The organism is uncultured Thermosynechococcus sp. (genome assembly GCF_937958135.1).
Classification (GTDB): domain Bacteria; phylum Cyanobacteriota; class Cyanobacteriia; order Thermosynechococcales; family Thermosynechococcaceae; genus Thermosynechococcus.
Genome location: NZ_CALGOG010000051.1, coordinates 1 through 19,114 on the forward strand (window position 1 = coordinate 1; position 19,114 = coordinate 19,114).

Annotated in this window: 17 protein-coding genes; 14 read left to right on the forward strand and 3 right to left on the reverse strand. The window is 54.3% G+C overall.

Going from position 1 to position 19,114, the window contains the following annotated elements:
- The 11 genes from Q0711_RS06370 to Q0711_RS06420 form a co-directional block, all read left to right on the forward strand.
- On the forward strand, nt 1–1,070 hold a 1,070-nt coding region (locus Q0711_RS06370), incomplete at its 5' end, for a UDP-glucose/GDP-mannose dehydrogenase family protein (protein WP_299041996.1).
- Between the two features lie 2 nt (nt 1,071–1,072).
- A complete protein-coding gene (locus Q0711_RS06375; protein WP_298611872.1) occupies nt 1,073–1,720 on the forward strand; it encodes a ribonuclease HII in 648 nt (215 codons plus the stop codon).
- A gap of 35 nt (nt 1,721–1,755) precedes the next feature.
- On the forward strand, nt 1,756–4,218 hold the full coding sequence (gene pheT, locus Q0711_RS06380) for a phenylalanine--tRNA ligase subunit beta (RefSeq protein ID WP_298611869.1): 2,463 nt from the start codon (nt 1,756–1,758) through the stop codon (nt 4,216–4,218).
- A 21-nt stretch (nt 4,219–4,239) separates the two neighbouring features.
- A complete protein-coding gene (gene bioB / locus Q0711_RS06385) occupies nt 4,240–5,241 on the forward strand; it encodes a biotin synthase BioB (protein ID WP_366142483.1) in 1,002 nt (333 codons plus the stop codon).
- A 259-nt stretch (nt 5,242–5,500) separates the two neighbouring features.
- Nucleotides 5,501–5,656, forward strand: coding sequence for a hypothetical protein (locus Q0711_RS06390; RefSeq protein WP_299041999.1), 156 nt, complete (start codon nt 5,501–5,503; stop codon nt 5,654–5,656).
- Between the two features lie 52 nt (nt 5,657–5,708).
- Complete coding sequence (locus Q0711_RS06395) at nt 5,709–7,043, forward strand: four-carbon acid sugar kinase family protein (protein ID WP_298611860.1); 1,335 nt, start codon at nt 5,709–5,711, stop codon at nt 7,041–7,043.
- Nucleotides 7,044–7,137: 94 nt separating this feature from the next.
- The gene (locus Q0711_RS06400) at nt 7,138–7,512 is read left to right on the forward strand and encodes a cytochrome c (protein WP_298611857.1); all 375 of its coding nucleotides are present in this window, start codon (nt 7,138–7,140) and stop codon (nt 7,510–7,512) included.
- A gap of 99 nt (nt 7,513–7,611) precedes the next feature.
- The gene (sipA, locus tag Q0711_RS06405) at nt 7,612–7,827 is read left to right on the forward strand and encodes a regulatory protein SipA (RefSeq protein ID WP_298611854.1); all 216 of its coding nucleotides are present in this window, start codon (nt 7,612–7,614) and stop codon (nt 7,825–7,827) included.
- Between the two features lie 12 nt (nt 7,828–7,839).
- Nucleotides 7,840–8,979 carry a TPR domain-containing glycosyltransferase gene (locus Q0711_RS06410; RefSeq protein WP_299042002.1) on the forward strand — a complete coding sequence of 380 codons (1,140 nt, stop codon included), beginning with the start codon at nt 7,840–7,842 and terminating at the stop codon, nt 8,977–8,979.
- A 139-nt stretch (nt 8,980–9,118) separates the two neighbouring features.
- The gene (gene rlmN, locus Q0711_RS06415; RefSeq protein ID WP_298611848.1) at nt 9,119–10,132 is read left to right on the forward strand and encodes a 23S rRNA (adenine(2503)-C(2))-methyltransferase RlmN; all 1,014 of its coding nucleotides are present in this window, start codon (nt 9,119–9,121) and stop codon (nt 10,130–10,132) included.
- Nucleotides 10,133–10,194: 62 nt separating this feature from the next.
- Nucleotides 10,195–12,060 (forward strand): NYN domain-containing protein, encoded by a 1,866-nt coding sequence (locus Q0711_RS06420; protein WP_299042005.1) that lies wholly within the window; start codon nt 10,195–10,197, stop codon nt 12,058–12,060.
- On the opposite strand, the gene Q0711_RS06425 is transcribed toward Q0711_RS06420, so the two are convergent.
- Nucleotides 12,057–12,794 carry a response regulator transcription factor gene (locus Q0711_RS06425; protein WP_298611842.1) on the reverse strand — a complete coding sequence of 246 codons (738 nt, stop codon included), beginning with the start codon at nt 12,792–12,794 and terminating at the stop codon, nt 12,057–12,059. The two genes, Q0711_RS06420 and Q0711_RS06425, sit on opposite strands and share 4 nt — an antisense overlap.
- 482 nt (nt 12,795–13,276) lie before the next feature.
- Between Q0711_RS06425 and Q0711_RS06430 the strand changes: the two genes are divergently transcribed.
- Together Q0711_RS06430 and Q0711_RS06435 are read left to right on the forward strand one after the other, a co-directional pair.
- The gene (locus tag Q0711_RS06430) at nt 13,277–14,944 is read left to right on the forward strand and encodes a DUF3370 domain-containing protein (RefSeq protein ID WP_298611839.1); all 1,668 of its coding nucleotides are present in this window, start codon (nt 13,277–13,279) and stop codon (nt 14,942–14,944) included.
- Between the two features lie 4 nt (nt 14,945–14,948).
- Nucleotides 14,949–15,680 carry a metallophosphoesterase family protein gene (locus Q0711_RS06435; RefSeq protein ID WP_298611836.1) on the forward strand — a complete coding sequence of 244 codons (732 nt, stop codon included), beginning with the start codon at nt 14,949–14,951 and terminating at the stop codon, nt 15,678–15,680.
- Here the strand turns inward: Q0711_RS06435 and lspA are convergent.
- Entirely contained in the window at nt 15,677–16,153 is a 477-nt protein-coding gene (lspA, locus tag Q0711_RS06440; protein WP_298611833.1) for a signal peptidase II, read from the reverse strand. The two genes, Q0711_RS06435 and lspA, sit on opposite strands and share 4 nt — an antisense overlap.
- Nucleotides 16,150–17,229 carry an Mrp/NBP35 family ATP-binding protein gene (locus Q0711_RS06445; RefSeq protein WP_298611830.1) on the reverse strand — a complete coding sequence of 360 codons (1,080 nt, stop codon included), beginning with the start codon at nt 17,227–17,229 and terminating at the stop codon, nt 16,150–16,152. The genes lspA and Q0711_RS06445 overlap by 4 nt, the downstream gene beginning before the upstream one ends.
- Nucleotides 17,230–17,439: 210 nt before the next feature.
- Between Q0711_RS06445 and guaA the strand changes: the two genes are divergently transcribed.
- Entirely contained in the window at nt 17,440–19,047 is a 1,608-nt protein-coding gene (guaA, locus tag Q0711_RS06450) for a glutamine-hydrolyzing GMP synthase (protein ID WP_298617077.1), read from the forward strand.
- The last annotated feature ends 67 nt before the right edge of the window (nt 19,048–19,114 follow it).

Here is a 19,114-nt window from a genome sequence, read left to right on the forward strand (position 1 = left end):
GGGGCATTGGAGCCCATTTGTCTTTGGGATACAAGGTCATTGTCAATAAATCCACCGTGCCGATTGGCTCAGGGGACTGGGTGCGGATGATCATTTTGGATGGTGTTGTGGAGCGAGAACCGGCGTTAGCCGATGCGATTAAAGCTGGAGCCACCCATCCGCCTTTGGATTTTGATGTTGTCAGTAACCCTGAATTTCTGCGGGAAGGTTCAGCGGTCTATGACACCTTTAATCCTGATCGCATTGTCTTGGGCAGCAGTAGCCGCAAGGCCATTCAAATCATGCAAGAACTCTATGCACCAATCATTGAGCGCAAGTACGCAGTTGATCCCAGCTTACCCCCCGTGCCTGTTTTGGTGACGGATCTTAGTTCGGCAGAAATGATTAAGTACGCTGCTAATGCTTTCTTAGCAACTAAAATCAGCTTTATTAACGAAATTGCCAATATTTGCGATCGCGTGGGTGCAGATGTGGTTCAAGTGGCCAAGGGGATTGGCTTAGATTCCCGCATTGGTGAGAAATTTCTCCAAGCGGGCTTGGGTTGGGGCGGCTCCTGTTTTCCTAAGGATGTCTCGGCCTTAATTCACACGGCGGCGGACTACGGCTACGATGCCCAGTTGCTCAAAGCAGCCGTTCAAGTGAACCAGCGGCAACGCTTTGTTGTCATTGAAAAACTGCAACAGGTGCTCAAAATCCTCAAGGGTAAGACCATTGGCCTTTTGGGGCTAACGTTTAAGCCCAACACCGATGATCTGCGGGACGCCCCTGCTTTGAATCTGATTGAGGAGCTGCATCGCTTGGGGGCCAAGGTGAAGGCCTATGACCCCCTTGTGTCCCAGTCCGGCCTACGCTCAGGTCTTTCCCATGTGATTGTGGAAACGGATCTGCTGCACCTCGCCGACGGCTGTGATGCTCTAGTACTGGTGACGGACTGGCCCCAGTTCCAAGAGGTGGATTATGGGGAATTGGCCAAGGTGATGCACCAACCTGTGATCGTTGACGGCCGCAATTTCTTGGATCGTGGGGGGCTAGAAGCTCTGGGCTTTCGCTATGTCGGGATTGGCCACTAGGTATGGGGCTGCCCAGTTTGATCTATGAGCAGACCTACTGGCGGCAGGGGTATTGCCGTATTGTTGGTGTGGATGAAGTGGGTCGCGGTTGTTTAGCAGGGCCAGTGGTAGCGGCAGCCGTGATTCTGCCTGTGGACTGTGTGCCCCTTCCAGGGGTGCGGGATTCCAAGCTGTTGAGTGGCCGCCAGCGATCGCGCCTCTTTGCAGAAATTTGTAACCAAGCGATCGCTATTGGCATTGGCAGTGCTAGTGTGAGGGAAATTGATCAGGTGAACATTCTGCAAGCTACCTATCGAGCAATGGCACGTGCCCTTGCACGGGTTGCCCCTTGGGATCACGCTCTGATTGACGGCAAGTTAACAAAAACGGCGCCCTTTGCAAAGGTAACGGCCATTGTGGGGGGCGATCGCCACAGCTACACCATTGCCTGTGCTTCAATCATTGCCAAAGTGTGGCGCGATCGCCTTATGGCAGGCCTAGCCCGCCACTATCCCCAGTACGGCTGGGAACGCAATGTGGGCTATGGAACCCCCCAACACCGTCAAGCCCTTATCCAGTATGGTCCGACCCCTTGGCATCGGCAATCCTTCTTAAAATCCTTGCTGCATCCCGACTCACTTGTGCAATGCCATCGGAGGAGAGTAGGCTGAAAAATGGCAGAGTATGACGTTTTTTTGAGGATTCCATGCGGGTTTCCCTTCGCTGGCTACGGGAATTAGTGGCTGTTGATCTGGATGTGGCGACTTTGGCCGATCGCCTGACGATGGCGGGGTTTGAAGTCGAAGAGATTGAAGATCGACGCACATGGGCGGAAGGGGTTGTTGTGGGTTACATTTTGGCCTGTGAACCCCATCCCAACGCACAGAAATTGCGTGTCTGCCAAGTGGATGTGGGTCAAGGAGAACCCCGCACCATTGTTTGTGGGGCACCGAATGCCGCAGCCGGCTTGTATGTGCCAGTGGCATTACCGGGAGCCTATTTGGCCAAAATTGATTTGAAAATTCGACCGACAACACTGCGGGGCGTCAAGTCTGAGGGCATGATCTGCTCCCTTGCGGAATTGGGTTTAGCCAAGGAATCTGAGGGTATTCACACATTCGCTCATGGAGTGACGGTGGGTGAAGATGTACGTCCCCTTCTTGGCTTAGATGATGTCATTTTGCACTTGACCTCCACCGCCAACCGTGCAGATGCCTTGAGTATGGTGGGCATTGCCCGCGAGGTAGCAGCCCTTACTGGTGCGCCCTTGACACTCCCTAGCCCAAGGGCGATCGCTCCGAAAAAATCCCGTGCCAAGGCGCCTGTACAACTGGCAATCGCTGACCCCCAGGCTTGCCCGGCCTACTGTGGCACCCTCATCACCAATGTTCAGATTGCGCCCTCGCCCCCTTGGCTCCAACAGCGCCTAGAGGCTGCCGGTTTGCGTGCCATCAATAATGTTGTAGATATTACCAACTACATTCTCCTGAAATGGGGGCAGCCCCTCCATGCCTTTGATTGGGATCGCCTCCAGGCCGTTGCTGGCCAGACCCCAGTGACAGTGGGAGTGCGCTTTGCCAAGGCAGGGGAAACCCTGAAAACCCTCGATGGCGAGGAGCGGCTGTTGAACTCAGATCATCTGCTGATTACCGCTGGTGACGTACCCGTTGCCCTTGCGGGCGTGATGGGGGGTGAAGCCACAGAGGTTTACAGGGGAACAAAGAATGTATTCCTTGAAGCCGCCCTTTTTGCCAGCCCAGTAATTCGGCGATCGAGCCGTGCCCAAGGATTGCGCACAGAAGCCTCCGCTCGCTATGAACGGGGCGTGAATTTCGCAGAACTGGAGGCCGCCACCGCAGAAGCGATCGCCCTGCTAACCGAGCTTGCCCAAGGGACAGTTGCCTACACTACCCTCGTGGATCGGCGACCCCCCCTAGAACGCACCCTGACCCTGCGGCTGGAACAAGTGCATCGCCTCCTAGGGGCAGTGATTGCCGAAGACGAGAGCGACGACCTAGCCTACCTAGACGCCGCAACGGTAGAAGAGCTGCTGCACCGCTTGGGGTTTCGCCTTAGCCGTCAAAAAACCTTTGGGGAGGAACAGGTGGTGTGGTCTGTAACCGTGCCTCCCTACCGCTTCCGTGATATTGAGCGGGAGGTGGACTTAATTGAGGAAATTGCCCGGCTCTATGGCTACGACCGCTTTGAGGAAACCTTGCCAGCGCAAGCAGAGGTGGGCGCATTACCCCCAGAACTGACACTGCTGCGGGAACTGCGGGCAGCCTTTCGGGGGGCAGGTCTCACCGAACTGATGCACTATTCTTGGGTCAAGGGGGGACAGCCCAACCAAGTCACGGTGGTGAATCCGCTCGTGGCCGAGTTTTCATCCCTGCGTACGGATTTAATTACGGGTTTGGTACAGGCCTTCCGCTACAACCAAGAACAGGGGAACCCGCCTCTCAATGGCTTTGAGATTGGCCGTGTCTTTGGCCAAGATGAAGAGGGGTTGTGGGAAAGCGATCGCCTCGGTGGCATTATGGGTGGCGATCCTTGGCAGGGGAAATGGGTGCGTCGCTCTCAGCAGCCCCAGCCCTTAACTTGGTACGAAGCCAAGGGTGTTCTGGAGAGTGTTTTTCAGCGGTTTGGTCTGCAGGTGGAATATCAAAGCGATCGCCAAGATGAACGGCTCCATCCGGGACGGACAGCGGCTCTCTGCCTGAATGGAGAACGCCTCGGTATTTTTGGCCAATTACACCCCCAGTATGCGGCTACCCTAGACTTGCCGGCGGCGGTGTATGTCTTTGAACTGGATTTGGAGGTGCTCCTGAGCCGCCTTGAGGAACGCTATTGCCAAATCACCTTCCAACCCTTTTCAACCTATCCCGCCAGCGATCGCGACCTGGCCTTCTTTGCGCCAGCGGATCTCACTGTGGCTGAACTGAGCCGCACCATTTGGAAAGCTGCCGGGGGGCGCGACTCTCTCCTTGAGAGTGTTGAGGTTTTTGATGAGTACAGTGGCCCAGGCGTCCCTGAAGGCCAGCGCAGTTTGGCCTTTCGTCTGCGGTACCGCGCCAGCGATCGCACCCTCACCGAGGCAGAAGTGAATGAACTGCACCAGCGCATCCGCGACAGCCTAGTGGAAAAATATGCTATTACCCTGCGTAGCTAAAAGAAAGACCCCATGAGCACAGTGTTAACCAGTGATTGGCAAGCCCTTGCCGATTTAGCCCTTGCCGGCGAATGCCTCAGCCGCGAGCAAGCCCGTGCAGTGCTACAGGCTCCTGACACCGAACTCCTGAATCAATTGGCGGCAGCCTACCGCGTGCGCTATCACTACTGGGGCAATCGCGTACGACTGCACTATCTCCTCAATGCCCAAAGTGGTCTGTGTCCAGAGGATTGCCACTACTGCTCCCAATCAAGAATCTCCGCCGCTGAGATTGAAAAGTATCCCCTGCTTTCCCAAGAGAAAATTCTGGCAGCAGCCGAGCGCGCGGCTCAACTCAAGGCCGGCACGTTTTGCATGGTGATTTCCGGGCGATCGCCCACCGAAAAGGTGTTTGAGCAGGTCCTTGCTGCAATTCGGGCGGTCAAGGAACGCTACCCCCTAAAAATTTGTGCCTGTCTGGGTCTGCTTACCCCTGAGCAAACGGCACGGCTGGCGGCAGCGGGCGTGGATCGGGTGAATCACAACCTGAATACCTCGGCAACCTTCTACGGTGAAATCTGCACTACCCACACCTTTGGCGATCGCGACCAGACCTTGGCCAATCTCCAAGCGGCAGGCATTCCCACCTGCTCTGGGGGCATCTTGGGCATGGGGGAATCCGATGACGACGTGATTGATCTTGCCCTTGCGTTGCGGCAGCGGCAGGTGACCAGTGTCCCCGTCAACTTTTTGATTCCAATTGCGGGAACGCCTCTGGCAGAACAGCACACCCTCAATCCCCGCCACTGTTTACGGATTCTTGTGCTCTTTCGGCTGCTTTTGCCGCGCCAAGAGATTCGTATTGCCGGTGGCCGCGAAGTACACCTGCGATCGCTCCAACCCCTGGGTCTCTATGCTGCCAACTCTATTTTTGTTGGCGACTACCTCACCACCCCCGGCCAAGCCCCCCACCAAGACTGGCAAATGATTGCCGATGCCGGCTTTGTGCTTGAGGATGCCGAAGGGCAGGCGATCGCTCCTTAACCTCTAGACTCCTCAGCCCTAAACTAGGAATGGGCAACCCTGTTTTGCGGCATCTCCGAGGGGCGTTGTGGCCGGCCTCTTGCGAGTGGTGGCGATTGTCTTCTTCACTATCGCCTAAAGCTTCTCAGCCTTACCCTTGCCACTCCCTCAACCACCGCCGATTTGCCCTATCTGTAGCAGCAAATTGCAATCTGCGGGAATACGTGAAAGTCTCTGGTCGCATTGGGGGGATCAGCCCCTGATCTGCGAGCGGAAGCAAGTGCCCTGTGTCCACTGGCGCATGCGTGTTAGCCGCGAATACGAACAGGTGAGGGAAACGGACGGCGAAGAACACAGTGAGGAGCAATCATCCGACTATTTCCTTGCACTGGGATGGGCACACCGGTGGCAACTGGCGGCAATTGAGTGCCGATGAGCGATCGCCCCGATGATACACTGCAAACGAAAGAGTGTCGGAGATACCTTCGGTGACGCGCCCAAAAATTATTGTCTTAGATGATGACCCCACCGGTTCGCAAACGGTGCACAGTTGCCTGTTGTTGACCCGCTGGGATGTGGATACCCTCTGTCGTGGCCTCACCGATGCTGCGCCTATCTTTTTTATCCTCACCAATACCCGTGCCTTGGCACCGGAAATCGCGGCGGAGGTAACGCGCACAGTCTGTCGCCATTTGAAGGAAGCGATCGCCCAAACGGGCACAACCGATTACATTGTTGTCAGTCGCTCCGACTCTACGCTCCGCGGCCACTATCCCCTTGAAACGGACGTGATTGCCGCTGAACTGGGCCCCTTTGATGCCCATTTTCTGGTGCCTGCCTTTCTGGAGGGGGGGCGGATCACCCGCGATAGCCGGCACTACCTCCTCGTTGACGGTCACCCTGTGCCTGTCCATGAAACCGAGTTTGCCCGCGATTCCGTTTTTGGCTACAACCACAGCTACTTGCCCGACTATGTAGCCGAAAAGACCCAAGGGCGGATTCCGGCAACAGCCGTAGAGCGCTTTGTCCTTGCCGATGTCCGCAATCCAGAGACCCTGCTCAGGCGCTTGACTCAGTTAACCGGCAATGTCTGTGCTGTTGTGGATGCCGAGACCCAAGGGGATTTAGACCAATTTGCAACGGCGGTGCTTCAGGTGACCGGTCAAGGCAAACGCTTTCTGTTTCGCAGTGCCGCGAGTTTACTGACTGCCCTCGCCCAATTGCCCCCCCAGCCCACCCCCCCAGAGGCAATGGCCGCCTATTGCCGCCCAGGTCGCTATGGCGCAGTTTTAGTAGGTTCCCACGTGCGCAAAACCACTGAGCAACTGACCGCCCTGCTGGAGGAACCCGATGTGTTGCCCATTGAAGTGCCAGTAGCACGATTGCGCGACAGTGCAGCGGCTGAACCTGAAATCATCGGCAAAGTCTTGGCGGCGGTGGATCAGGCGATCGCCGGTGGGAAAACCCCCGTCATCTTTACCAGTCGCGAAGAGCTAACCTTCGCGGATGCAGCAACACGATTGGCCTTTGGGCAGCGAGTCTCTGAGGTATTGATGGCAATTGTCCAACAGTTACCCGCCGATTTGCGCTACCTCATCAGTAAAGGAGGCATCACTTCTAACGATGTTCTGAGCAAGGGCTTAAACCTAGCCACGGTTCGTCTCTTAGGGCAAGTCCTTCCCGGCTGCTCCGTTGTGCGTACGGGCGCCGATCATCCCCGCTTTCCAGAGCTACCGGTGGTGCTGTTTCCCGGCAATGTCGGCGATCGCCAAGCTTTGCGTATGGTCTATCATCGCTTTCGGGGTAGGGGTACAGCAGCTTAGGAATAATTACTCACTTGCTTGAATTTCCCTAAGTTCAGGGTTTAGAATGCAGTTGCAACAATAATAAACAATTTTTAATCTCTCCCGATAAGTAATGGGTTTGGTCAACACGGTTGGGGCTAGATCAACGGTATGGCGCTGGCTGCTGCCCATCTTGGCAGTGCTGGTGGTAGGCGGCGGTTGGGGGGCTTCTCTCCTATTGCCCCTGCGGGATCCCTACATCCAATCCGTAAGGGCAGCGGTGGGCGATCCCAGTCGCGGCGAGCAAATTTTTATTCTCAACTGCGCCGGCTGTCATGGCATTGAGGGCAAAGGAGAAGTGGGGCCTAGTCTTGTGCAGATTAGTTACCGGCGATCGCAAGTGCAGCTCATTCAACAAATCATCAGCGGCAATACCCCCCCCATGCCCAAGTTTCAAGCCCAACCCCAAGACATGGCCGACCTATTGAGCTACTTGAAGACACTCTAAAGTTTTTGCCAAAAATTCCAGCGGTGAAGGCGGTATATTAGACGGTAGAGCGGAAATTGTGTTATCAACATTGCCAATTTTGAGCATCCTTTGGTGGGAATGGAAGAAGCCTTTGCAGTGGGCGATCGCGTTCGCCTTGTGGAACTGCCCCCCTATGTCAAAACCGCAGAACCGATGCCAATGTTGCGTCCATCCAGCATCCTGACTGTTGGTGAAGAAGGGGTGATCCTAGGTCAACAGCCGGGCAACTACTGGGTTGTGCGCCTAGAGCGGGGTGCCTTTTTGCTGGAAGCCAAGTATCTGAAGCGGCTGTAGTGCCTTGCTGCTATGGCTCCGTGGCTCTCCCTGTGCATGATTGTCAAAAACGAAGCCCATCAATTACGGCGCTGCTTGCAGTCGGTTCAGCCTTGGGTAGATGAAATAATTATTGTGGACACGGGTTCTACGGATAACACGATCGCCATTGCCCGCGAATTTACTCCCCATGTCCATTCCGTTGTCTGGCAAGCGGATTTTGCCGCCGCTCGCAATGCCGCCCTAGCCTACGCCACGGGGGAGTGGGTCTTTTACATTGATGCCGATGAGGAATTGGTGGTTACAGATCCCCGATGGCGAGATCAATTGACCGCCGAGAGTGCCGGTGCCATCAATCAGTGGAGTCTGTTGCGCCGTGAACAGGCAGAGGATCGCCACTGGAGCGAGTTTTGGAATGTCCGCTTTGGCCGCCGCTTCCCCGATCTGCACTTTGTCGGGGCACTCCACGAGCAACTGCATTATCGGGAACGTCCAGCCGTTCTGGGGGAACTCCAGGGGGTCTATCTCCTGCACCACAGTCAGCAAAGCCGAGCGCAGTTCCTAGCCAAGCTTCGCGATCGCAATATCCCCATTCTTGAAAAAATGGTGCAGCAGGGCGATCGCCGACTTCTCACCCTCGTCTGTCTGGGCGACCACTACGCTGCCTGTGGGGATAATGAGCGGGCCCAAGCTTGGTACGAGCAAGCCCTTGAGCAGATCGCCCCTGCCATTGAACAGGGAATCCTTCCGAAGGAGACAACATGGCTGCGTCATCTCCTCTTTTGGGTCAGCTACCGTGCCTTTGAAGCCAAGGACTATGAAACGGCTCAATACTACCTCAGCTATGGCCTGCGTTTCTTTGACCGCTATCCGCCTCTGCTCTATGTGGCGGGGGTACTCATCTTTGAATTGGGCTTACCTCGGGGAGCTTTGCCCTACTTTCACCGCTGTTTAGATCTTTTTGAGGGGGGAACCTACGATCGCGCCGAACCTTTCGATCGCCAGTGGATGACCACTCAGCCTGCTTACAGCCTTGGCTATACCTACATGACCTTGCAAGAGCGCGATCGCGCCATTGCCTATTTTCAAAAGACCCTAGAATTTAACCCTGACTATCCCCCCGCTCAGATGTACCTGCAGCAACTGTTGACGGCATCGGTCAATCAATCGTAATCCGAGTGCCCGCCCCCGCTGATGGTGAACATTTTAGCCGAGGTTAAATTTTTGCCGTTGGCCTTGTTCACGAGGATGAAGTCCGAGGTTAGGTTAACAGTTTGTTAGGATCAAAGGGCAGTTTAATTGGTTTAAGACTATGGTACTGCTGGGACAGTCCGCAGCAGAACTCAAAGCATGGGTTGAAGCTCAAGGACAACCCGGCTATCGGGGGCAGCAATTACATCAATGGATCTATCAAAAAGGGGCGCGATCGCTCCAAGAAATTACGGTTTTTCCCAAGCAGTGGCGTGAGGCCCTCGCTGAGGTGGCAATTGGCCGCTCTCAACTTCGCTATCGCCATGATGCCCAAGATGGCACTGTGAAGCTCCTCTTGACCCTGGCCGATGGCGAAACTATTGAAACGGTGGGCATTCCCAGTGGCGATCGCCTGACGGCGTGTGTCTCTTCCCAAGTGGGCTGTCCGATGGCCTGTGATTTTTGTGCCACGGGTAAAGGGGGCTATCGCCGCAATCTGGCTAGCCATGAGATCATCGATCAGGTATTGACCATTCAAAGTGAAATGGGGCGTCGCGTCAGCCATGTCGTGTTTATGGGTATGGGCGAACCCCTGCTGAACTTAAAGGCCGTCCTCCAAGCCGTCACCTGCCTCAACCGTGATATTGGTATTGGTCAGCGGCACATAACGATTTCCACTGTAGGCATTCCCCAACAAATTCAGCGCCTAGCACAGCACCACTTGCAAACCACCCTTGCCGTCAGTCTCCATGCCCCCAACCAAAGCCTACGGGAGCAACTCATTCCCAGTGCCAAGCACTATCCCCTCAGCCAGTTAATTGCCGATTGTCGTGCCTATGTACAGCAAACGGGTCGCCGCGTTACTTTTGAATATACAGTTCTCGCTGCGGTGAACGATCGCCCCCACCATGCGGAGGAACTGGCGCACCTGTTGCGGGGATTTCAAAGCCATGTGAATCTGATCCCCTACAACCCCATTGCCGAGGCGGCCTACCGGCGTCCCACCGAGCAGCGATTGCGACAATTTCTGGCACAACTACAAGCCCTGGGTGTTACTGCAAGCATCCGGCGATCGCGGGGTCTAGACCGTCAAGCTGCCTGTGGTCAACTACGGCAAGCTCAACTCAGTGTCTAAACATTTTTTGCTATCATAACTTTCATAACTTGCTAATTCCTGTAATTCCTACTGCATTTTGAATGAAACCTGAGCTTTGGTTTATTGCCCCCGTTAGCGCGATCGCCCTCGGTGGTATTACCACCCTGATTCAACCCCAACAACCCTTAGCCACACTTTTAGGAAGTGGCATCGGTGCCCTTGCCAGTGCTCCCTTCATTGAGAAGAACCAACGCCAGAGCGATCGCCTCCTTCGAGATATTCAGACCTTCCTCTCTTCCTCCCCAGAGACCCCAGAACTCAAGGTACTTCTCCTGCAAGAACTCGAGCAACAACGCCGACAACTCACCGACTTTGAACGGCAACTGCACCAAGTGTTTCCCGAAGCCTTGCGTCCGATTCGCAACGAGATAGCACAGACATTGCAAACCCTCAAGGACAATCTCAGGGACGCTGCCGTTAACACGCCGACGGCACAACAATTGGAGACGCTCATTGAAACCCTGCACACCCAGAGTGCTGCTCTGCAAACCATTCAAACCTTACTACAGAGACCCCAGCCGCCGGCAACCACCCTAAAAACCGCTGTCCTCTGCGACATTGAGAACCTAGTCTTTAACCAAGGGCAGCGACTGGATCCCGCCAGAGTAAATGAGCTAGTCTCCTTAGAAAACATTTTTGAATCAATTAAAAAAGCCATTGATCTAGGAGAAATCGCCATCAAGCGTGCCTATGGCAACTGGCAAAATGAAGTTCTCCAAGCCCTTAATGCGCAGCTGGAGGAATTGCAAATCGAGCGGATAGGGGTCTATGGTCGCAATCACAATCAACGTAATGCAGCGGACATTCAACTTGCGCTTGATGCTATTGACCTCGCCTATCAGCATCCCGATATCAATACCTTTGTACTCATCTCCGGAGATGGTGGCTTTGGCTCCATTGCCTTGCGCTTGCGGGACTACGGTAAAACCGTGATTGGCTGTGCTTACCGTAACGCTGACAGTGATAGCTTTCAGCGGGTGTGCCACCAATTTGTTTTCCTTGAAAATCCCTTCATTGACTCAGTACCCGCAATTAATGGTAGAAACGGCACCACACCTCGTCAATCCAGGGCAGAAAGTCGCACAGCACTACCCTCACCTCGGCGTCTGCCCATTGAACCGCTGAATTATGACCAAATTCCCCTCTCAGAAATTCGCCAACGGGAAACCGATAAACTATTGGAGCTATTCTCCTACTACACCCGCGATCCGGCAAAACGTCGGGAATTGGATCGGGGAATGGTTTTCAATGACGTATTTCTAGAAATGAAATCTGTAGCACCCCAATTGGATCCGCTGCGATTTGGCTTTTTCAAGCCCTCTGAATTAGTGGCCTACTTAACCGCGCAAAATCAATCAAAAATTGGGGAAATTGGCGTTGCGGTGAACAGTGGGTCGGGTAAAACCATTCTCTGCTGGCGAAATAACCTACCGCAAGGCTATACCCTCCGCACCTCTAGTCCCCAAAACATTCACACAGTCGCAATTTACCGTGGCATCTTTGCCGAGGAAGTGGCGGCGGATTTTTTACTGACTCAGGTGGGAAAGTGGTTAATTGAGTACCACCCGCGCAATGCTCCTGTTGAGCGAATAATCAACATTATTCTTGAGCAAGCTCACAGACAACAACACCGCATTAGTCAGCAAGGAATCAAACGGGCGATTGCTAACTACGTCAGAGCTGGCATTCTCACACGCACAGCGAACACCCTCAGCCTCAACCCTGCCATCCAAGATTTTTCTAGTTTGGTCATCGAGCTGCAAACCTGTTTTCGCCGAGCTGTGGAAGAACGCCTCAGCAAGATTGGCGAGACGATCAATGAGCAGATCTTCGCCGAGGCTGTTCCCCTCAAGTCACTGAAATTGCCCACAGAAAGTCCAGAAAAGGCACCAGACTCCCATTCCTAGGACACATTAGAGGGATTGGGGGGTTCAATATGACTCGGCAGCTCTAAGCAGTACCCAGCGCCATAGACCGTTTTGATGTAGCGAGGACTGCGGGGATCGGGTTCTAGTTTTGTGCGCAGGTGACGCACATGAACGCGGATTGTCTCAATGTCATCATCGGGGTCATAGCCCCAGACTTCCTTGAGAATCTCACTGGGGGAAACGGTTTGGCCGTGGCGTTGCAGCAGGCAGTGCAGCAGTTCAAACTCAAGGCGCGTCAGCTTAATGATTTTACCAAACCAAGAGACCTCAAATCGTTCGGGTATCAGCGTCAACGGGCCATAGCTGAGGATTTCTCGGTGTGCTGCGGTCGCCGGAATGCGATCGGCCCGTCGCAAAAGAGCACGTACCCGTGCCAGCATTTCCTCCAATTCAAAGGGCTTGGTGAGATAATCATCGGCACCGGCATTAAACCCCTCCACCTTGTTATGGGTTTGGCTGAGAGCTGTCAACATCAAAATCGGAATATCTTGGGTACGCGGATCGCGCCGCAGCCGCTGACAAATCGTAAAACCATCCACTTGAGGCAACATCAAGTCAAGAAGAATAAGATCGGGAGAGAGTTGCACAGCAAGGGCTTGCCCTTGCATCCCATCTAAGGACTTTGTAACCTCGTAGCCCGCCATTTGCAGGTTAATTGCCAAAACGTCAGCGATCGCAGGGTCATCATCAATGATTAAGATGCGGGGCTTCATAGGATAGACGGTACTCAATCCTCACGGGCGGTGAACTGCCGCTTCTGAGAGAATTATAAACATGCTTGCAAAGACCTTAAGAGTTTGTTGAGTTTCTTTAGATTTTCTCAATATTTGACGCCAACCTACGGATACAGGCCTTCCTCTAAAATAGGAGCTATACCTAGGAGATAAAAGACTGTCCTCATATCAGCTTGTGCAGTGTTAGGCGTGTTCAATCTATGGGACACTTAACGCTCTAACATTGGCCTAGACCACTTTTTAATCAGCCCTTATCAGCGTCTAAAACCCAGTTCTAGGCTGGCATCGCACAAAGCACCTAGACTGGAAAGACGCCCATGCCGCAACCTTCATGCGGTCTTCAGCGGATTTTCTACAAAGCTGGGCTATACTTTGGGAATGCAACTTTTGGGCAGAAACGATGATCCTGTCCTGACTTTTGCGAACTGCTCACTCGTGTAATGCTGTGGTTTGGATTGAATATGCTGGCTCCCATTCTTGTGGCACAAGCCGCTTTAGCCACTCCACCCCAACATTCATCCACCGTTGTGCAGGAATATTCGTCCCGCTCAAATGTTGTTGTTCAAGCCAATGCTCTACCCGCAAAGGCAGTGCCGCCGCGAGTCTCTGCGCCCCCTTCTGCAACAGCCTACGTCACACCAACCAATTTCGCCTATTTTCCCCAAGACATCCGTCCACTGCCTGGGCAATTAGATAATGTGCCGGTATTTAACAGCAACAGTCCAGAGATGGTGCGCTCTGAGGGGATTCTCCTTTCAACATTTCCACCCCAAGGGAAATGGCAACCGGCGGCTCACCTCAACTACCCCCTAGAGGGGCGCTTTGATGTCTTTGCCCACCACATTACTCAATCCAATCGGGCAGTAAGTACGCCCACTCTCTACCTGGGGCTGCTGGCCTATAACCCAACAAATCACTATGTCACGGTGAGATTTCATCAAGCTGCTAGTTTCTTGAGTACTCCGGATGCTCCTTTCCGCAATTTGCCCGCCATACTCGATAACCCGACTGGTTTTGTCTTCTCAGGACCCGGCAGTCGAGTGACTAACCAAGTGCTGCGGGGGGTGCGGCAAACCTTCTTTCCCTCCCAGGTGACCATTCCCCCTCGCGAAGCGCGGATGCTAGCTAATCTGCCACTGCCGTTGCCTACTCAATTTCCCAATGCGGTACTCAATCGTGCCCGCGCAGAGTTTATACTCAATGCCGATGCCACGGTTGGCTCCAGGTTGCCTTTAATTCCGGATCCAAGTCCCTTTGGGGAGGTCTCCTCCTCCAATGGCCGCTCTACTTTGATGTATTTAGAAAGCAGTGGCCCAATTTACTTAGCACAAATGTCAATGTTTGCCCGCCTGAACGAGCAGGGCACAGAACGGGCACCTACCCTAGAGGAATGGTGGGCAATGCTCCATCGGGGTCAACTGGTTACCCCCCGTGACATCCCCCCCACTCCCCCGAATAGTAGTCAGTTTGGCCGCTTCTTTTATGGTCGCGTTGCTGGAGTAAGTCAGGGGTCTCAATGGCAGGCCACCCTGACGGATGCTGAAAGGACTGTTCTGCATATCCCAGCTCCCGGACGAGCTATCTCCTATGGGATTAGTACGCTCCACCGAGGCACACTGGGCACCGGTCAAATTCAAAGTGCCCCCATGTTGGTGCGCTATCCTGACACTGCTTACTATGCCCACGGCAACTATGGGGTTCACTACAGCTTGACTTTACCTTTAATCAATCAGACCCGCCAATTTCAGTCAGTGGTGTTAACACTGCAAACTCCGGTCAAGCAAGATCACCGCAGTGTCACCCTCCGGTTTTTGGAGCCGCCGCCGCCCCAAGTCTTTTTCCGAGGGACGGTGCGGGTTCGCTTTGTAGATGATTTAGGACAGAGGCAAGAGCGCTATGTCCACTTGGTGCAGCGACGTGGTCAGCGGGGAGAACCATTAGTTACATTAAATATGCGTCCAGGTGAAAAACGGGATGTAACGGTGGATTTACTCTACCCACCCGATGCAACTCCGCCCCAGGTGTTGACAGTGGCTACCTTGCTCGGCTCTAGCTATGAGAACACCACCCAAGTCCCCTCGGCATCTCGATCTCTGTCTTTGACTCCTGCAACGGTACCTCAGGAGTAAGCGAGTGGGCGATCGCCTGATCCTGATTGGAGATGTCCACGGCCACTACGAAGGGCTGTGCCGCCTCCTGGATCTCCTCTCACCGAGAGTGGGCGATCGCCTGTACTTCCTTGGCGACCTTGTGGATCGAGGATCGAGTAGCGCCTCTGTCGTGGAATTAGTGCGTCAGTGTAGCTATGGTGCTGTGCGGGGCAACCACGAAGACATGATGCTCCTCACCTTTGAGGGCAAACAAATCAATGCTGCGCGGCTCTTTGCCTGGTGCAATAGTGGCGGTGATGCGACCCTTGCCAGCTACACGTCCACCGATTTGCTTTGGCAACATCTCGACTGGCTGCATACGGTTCCCCTCTATCAAGATTTAGGGGATGTGTTTGTTGTCCATGCGGGTCTGCATCCATGTCTTCCTCTAGAACAACAAACGCGCCGGGAATGCTGCTGGATCCGCGAACCCTTTTTCACTCACCCGACGCCCTACTTTAGGGATAAGACCATTGTTGTCGGCCATACCATTACATTTACATTTTCTGGTGTTGAACCAGGACAGCTGGTGCGCGGTACCGGCTGGTTAGGGATTGAAACTGGTGCCTACCATCGCCGTAGTGGTTGGTTAACAGCGCTCGACTGGACAAATCAGTGGGTGTATCAAGTCAATGTGCTCTACGGCGGTACCCGCCAAGGGGAATTGACCCAGTTTTTGGTGGATTTAGCGGATTTTTCTTGCAGTACCAGCTAACGCTGGCGCCATGCCGACCACAGCAGACAGGCAATGCCGATGTTAATGGCAATGTCGGCTACGTTAAAGACAGGAAACTGAATTAAGCGAAAATCTAAGAAGTCAACGACCTCGCCGGTGAGAAAGCGATCAATACCGTTGCCCAAAGCACCGCCGAGTAAACAGCCATAGCCCACCTGCTGCCAGCGATCTAAGCGCGGACCTAGGACTCCCCAAACGATCAGACCTAAGCTAACAATGAGGGACAGCCAGCGTAACCAGAGACTGCCGTTGGCAAAGAGGCTAAAAGCCGCGCCGGTATTGGCGACGTAAGTAATATGAAAAACACCGGGGATAATTGGCGTTGTTTGCGGTGGCACTGTTAGGGCATAAGTAGCCAAAATCCACTCTTTGGTCAGGCGATCGCTGATTAAGGCAAGGCTAGAAGCCCACCAAAAGAGGGGGTTCTTGATCTTGAGTTGCTGACTACTCATCCCACGGCACTGAGGGCGGCCACGGAGACCCGTGCTGCTACCTGTTGGGCGATCGCCCGCAGGGCTTGAGCGGAAGCTGACTGTGGATCACTGATGAGAATCGGCTGACCCAAATCTCCCCCTTCCCGCACAGGCAACTCCAAGGGCACCTGTCCCAAAAGGGGCACTCCCATCTCTGCCGCTAGGGCTTCGCCGCCGCCACTGCCAAAAATGTCATAGCGACGATTGGGCAGATCGGGGGGGATAAAGTAGCTCATATTTTCCACCAGACCGAGAACCGTTACCCCCAGTTGCTGAAACATCCGCAAGCCGCGCCGGGCATCCCCAAGGGCAACGGGTTGCGGTGTAGTCACAATCACCACCCCTGCCATGGGCACTGCCTGCGCTAGGGTGAGTTGCGCATCCCCAGTGCCGGGGGGTAAATCCACAATCAGATAGTCTAGACTTCCCCAATCGCTTTGGTAGAGAAATTGGCGAATAATGCCATTGAGCATAGGACCGCGCCAAATCACCGGCTGATCGCGCTCAATCAGGAAGGCCATGGAGACCACCTTTAGGCCGTGGGCAACTGGGGGTACCAGGACCTCTCCTCTGGCTTCCTTGCGTACTTCGACAATGGCCTCCTCTAGTCCCAGCATTGTGGGTACATTGGGGCCATAGATGTCGGCATCAATCATGCCAACCGCTGCGCCGGCTTGGGCAAGGGCAAGGGCTAAATTCACGGCAACGGTACTTTTGCCGACCCCCCCTTTACCGCTGGAGACGGCAATGATGTTCTTGACCCCCGGTATATCGGTGCGATCGGGCAGGCTTTTTTGCTGCGGCGTTTCGGCGGTAACCGCCACTTGCACATCCATCACCCCCGGCAGAGTAAAGACGGCTTTTTTGCAATCCTCCACAATAAATTCCCGCAGAGGGCAGGCGGGGGTTGTCAGCACCAAGGTAAAGCGAACCGTGCCCTCCTCAATGGCGACATCGCGGATCATGTTCAACTCCACCAGCGATCGCCGCAGCTCGGGATCTTCCACGGGACGGAGCACGGCCAACACAGACTCAACGGTAAGAGGGGCACTCATGCAGATGATTCATTACAGTGGCTACTTAGATAGCGATCGTACCACTGTTGGGCAGATTCCCCCGCCCACCACAGCAGTGATACAGCCCTGTGCCCGAGAATGCCATAGGCCTAAGAGAGCTAAAACGGCTCTCAGACAGGATTACATTATTTCAGAAAAGGGCGGTATTCTGGAAAATATTAGCTACTTGGGATCAGAAGGACTGCAACGTTGACTCACTCCACCCTCCACCAACCTGCCACAGCCGCCGGCCAAGGCCTGCAACGCCAACTCATTGTCATTCTCGATTTTGGGTCACAATACTCCGAACTCATTGCCCGCCGCATTCGGGAAACCCAGGTCTATTCCGAGGTCATTTCCTACCGCACCACCGCTGAGCAACTGGCGCAATTGGCACCCAAGGGCATTATTCTCTCCGGTGGTCCTAGCTCTGTCTATGACGAGAATGCGCCCCAATGCGATCCTGAGATTTGGAACTTGGGGATTCCTATCCTTGGGGTGTGCTATGGCATGCAACTGATGGTGCAACAGTTGGGGGGAACTGTAGAACGAGCCAGCGCTGGGGAGTACGGGAAGGCAGCGCTCTTTATTGATGACCCCACAGATCTGCTCACCAATGTGGAGCAGGAAACGATTATGTGGATGAGTCATGGTGATAGCGTGACCAAGTTGCCCCCCGGTTTTCGCGTCCTAGCCCATACCCACAATACGCCAATGGCGGCGATCGCCGATCCAGAGCGGAAACTCTATGGCGTTCAGTTCCACCCAGAGGTGGTGCATTCCGTAGGCGGCATTGCCCTAATCCGCAACTTTGTCTATCACATTTGCGACTGCGAACCCACTTGGACCACTGCCGCCTTTGTCGAAGAAGCCATCCGCGAAGTGCGCGCCAAAGTGGGGGACAAACGGGTTCTCCTTGCTTTATCCGGGGGAGTGGATTCCTCCACCTTGGCCTTTTTACTCCACCGGGCAATAGGGGATCAACTCACCTGCATGTTCATTGATCAGGGCTTTATGCGCAAAGGGGAACCTGAGCGCCTCCTCAAGCTCTTTCAGGAGCAATTTCACATCAAGGTGGAGTACATCAATGCCCGCGATCGCTTCCTTGCCCAGTTGGTGGGGGTCACCGACCCCGAAGAAAAGCGCAAACGCATTGGCCATGAGTTTATCCGTGTTTTTGAGGAAGAGTCCCAGCGGCTGGGACCGTTTGACTACCTGGCTCAGGGAACACTCTATCCCGATGTCATTGAATCGGCCAATACGAACATTGACCCCCAAACTGGTGAGCGCGTTGCTGTTAAAATCAAGAGCCATCACAATGTGGGCGGCCTTCCTGAAAATCTCCGCTTTAAGCTAGTGGAACCCCTGCGGAAACTCTTTAAGGATGAAGTACGCCAAGTGGGGCGATCGCTGGGGCTGCCCGAAGAGATTGTGCAACGGCATCCCTTTCCCGGTCCGGGTTTAGCGATTCGGATTCTGGGGGAAGTCACCCCTGAACGCCTAGAAATTCTGCGGGAGGCGGACTACATTGTGCGGCAGGAAATTAACCGCGCCGAGATGTACCACGACTTTTGGCAAGCCTTTGCCGTACTGTTGCCAATTCGCACCGTGGGGGTGATGGGAGATCAGCGCACCTATGCCTATCCGGTGGTGCTGCGGTTTGTGACCAGTGAAGATGGCATGACCGCCGACTGGGCACGAGTGCCCTACGACCTCCTTGAGCGCATTTCCAACCGCATTGTCAACGAAGTACCGGGGGTGAATCGGGTCGTCTATGACATTACCTCCAAGCCCCCCGGCACCATTGAGTGGGAATAAACTTGCCGGCCAGGGGTGCGATAGTTTAAGTGGAAGAGAGGATGGTGTGAGTGATGTGGCATGAATA